Origin of the sequence: Paracoccus sp. S4493 (genome assembly GCF_000967735.1) — a bacterium.
Lineage (GTDB): Bacteria > Pseudomonadota > Alphaproteobacteria > Rhodobacterales > Rhodobacteraceae > Paracoccus > Paracoccus marcusii.
In genome coordinates this window covers 1-2,307 of record NZ_JXYF01000558.1, presented here as the reverse complement: position 1 = coordinate 2,307, position 2,307 = coordinate 1, and the positions used below count along the sequence as shown (strand labels likewise).

Sequence of the window (2,307 nt, the reverse complement as noted above, 5' to 3'; positions counted from 1 at the left end):
TGGCGGCGGCTTTGGGCGGCGGCTGCGCCGCCGCGGGTGCATGGGGAAAGGTGCCGCTTTACAGGATGGATTTGACCACAGCCCACTCGCGTCCCTTCGCTCTATGGGGGCCGTTCCGCTCGCGGTCTGCAAGCCCGTGGCCTCAAGGGCCACGGGTGGACAAATCCAACCTGGTCGAGATTACATGCCCGAAATGGGCAAACTAGTTTGCGGCTCGATTCAGTTTTGAAGACAGCTCGGCAACGGCCTCTTTGAAGGCAGCGACATACATAAGGCGGCAGCAATCAGCGATAGAATAGATTTCCAAAGGGTCGTGGACTTCGCGAAAGCGCGCAATCTGTGACTTCCTAGCGTAGTGTTTTTTTCTTTGGATAGGCTCTAGGCTCGCCGGAACCTCTGCAGGGATCACAATGTTTGCTACATCCATTGTTCCCATGATCTTAAATGAAACAGAAATCAGCCGCTTCATAAGAAAGTCTTCAGTAACACCACTTCTTTTTTTGAGTTCGTGATACTCCGAAGATGACGAAGCAGGGACGCCAACCTTGAAATTTACCGAGAATGTTTCGCTAGCTTGAACATTGTCCGTTGATTCAGGTTTTGCGGCACTCTCTTGCTCACCCTGAGATACCTTCAGAAGATCTGCTTTGCTATCGTCAGGGCCAGCAGTATCAGCACTATCAGAAGGCACCTGATGGGCCGCAAGTGACTTACTGTCATGAGTTGCGGGTTGAGAGACATCCGCTTGAGAGGGTTTCTGACCCCCCTTCTCAGCCTTCTTTTCCGAAGGAACGCCCTCATCATCTTCGTTCCCGACCTTGAACTTGTTCAGGATGCGGGACTCAGGGAGTGGTGTTTCAACGATCTCGAAACGTCTTTTTGCCATCATTCCGCCTCCTCAAACAGTTCATTAATGACAGCTAGACCTTCTTGAAGAACCTTCATCGTATTTTTGGCGTTCAGAGCCTTCGCTCCTTCAACCGTATTTTCCTCACGCTTAAAACGTGAATGCAAAGGTCCTTCATCTGTCCAAAGTTCGATAATTGGCGAGTTGCTAATATAAGCTTTCAAGCACAAAGGGTGTTGCCCTAGACGGTCAAAATTCTCGCTATGCCCTTTGCGTCGGTTGGACAGCGTAGGAATGTTGCACCGAACCACCCTAACAACTGCCTTTTTGCCCTCGTCCAACTGGTCGACCATCTGCGTTACAACTGTCGCTGTTTCCAGTGTGGTCCCAACGGAGTCAGACCCAAGCATGATCGGAAGGATAACGAAGTCACTGTTATTGACCATGTAAAGTGATGCTTTGTCGCCAAATCCTGCGGTATCCACAAAAACCAAACCATCGAAACCTTCATCTGTAAGCTGATTAAGAGCTTCAACAATCTCTTTGGCAGTTCTCGCTTCGAACGCTGCGGCGTTCGAAGGCCAGTTTCCGGCCTCTTTCGCTTTATCGACCCAACCCATTAAGTTTTGTGTAGGGTCACAATCAAAGGCGACAACTTTCTGCCCGGATGCCAATGCCGCACTGATAAGAACTTTGGTGAGTGACGTTTTTCCTGCGCCACCCTTAGCGTTTATCACCGACACCACATCAAATCCGTCGCTCATACCAACCTCACTAGAATTTTTCAGCCCTAAGTCTGCTTGTTGCCAGGCTATGACAGCCTGAGACATTGTGACAAGTGCGAAAGTTGCGAAATTTGCTACCTAAGATACTACTGTGACCGATGTGCCCAGTACTACTAGTGCAACCATCATACCCACCCATGCTAGTGCGACTATGATGCCCACGGGCACCACCGTAGCTACAGCTACTATTGGGATGTTTGCGAATTTTATAACCAACGCACCCAACGCACCTAAGGAACCCAACGCACCTAAACCACCTAATTAACCTAAATCACCTATAGCACCCATAACGTCTAGTTGTACCACTCCACCTAATCGACCCATAACACCTAATGCACCCAATACACCCAATGCACCTAATGCTACCAAAGCGCCTACTGAAACCCACGCACCTATCGCACCTAGTGGTACCAGCATGACCACTATGCCGAGGAAGGCCGGTCCTTCCGCCAAGCCATGTGCTTTAGAGCGACCGGGCAGAGAGCTGCGGGCGCGAGGTGGTGCATCCGAAGGTCGGGCTCGATTTTTAGCGCCGCAGGCCCGCGATCAGGCCTTTGCGGTATCCGGGTAGCCGAGAACGCGCTTTGCGGCTTCCACGGCCCTCTCCGGCGCTCTCAGGGGCATTGAAGGTTGCATGCAACCTGTCCTGAAATGCCCTGCGCCCTTCGATCTGCG

Annotated in this window: 2 protein-coding genes; both read right to left on the bottom strand. The window is 51.4% G+C overall.

What is annotated here, in order from left to right:
* Positions 1-202: 202 nt before the first annotated feature.
* Entirely contained in the window at positions 203-889 is a 687-nt protein-coding gene (locus TW83_RS21050) for a hypothetical protein (protein ID WP_157001825.1), read from the bottom strand.
* Positions 886-1,611 carry a ParA family protein gene (locus tag TW83_RS20320; protein ID WP_162198098.1) on the bottom strand — a complete coding sequence of 242 codons (726 nt, stop codon included), beginning with the start codon at positions 1,609-1,611 and terminating at the stop codon, positions 886-888. Before TW83_RS20320 ends, TW83_RS21050 begins: the two co-directional genes overlap by 4 nt.
* Between the last annotated feature and the right edge of the window lie 696 nt (positions 1,612-2,307).

Coding starts and splice junctions, on each gene's coding strand:
- TW83_RS21050 (WP_157001825.1), bottom strand. CDS start 889: ATGATGGCAAAAAGACGTTTCGAGATCGTTGAAACACCACTCCCTGAG.
- TW83_RS20320 (WP_162198098.1), bottom strand. CDS start 1,611: ATGAGCGACGGATTTGATGTGGTGTCGGTGATAAACGCTAAGGGTGGC.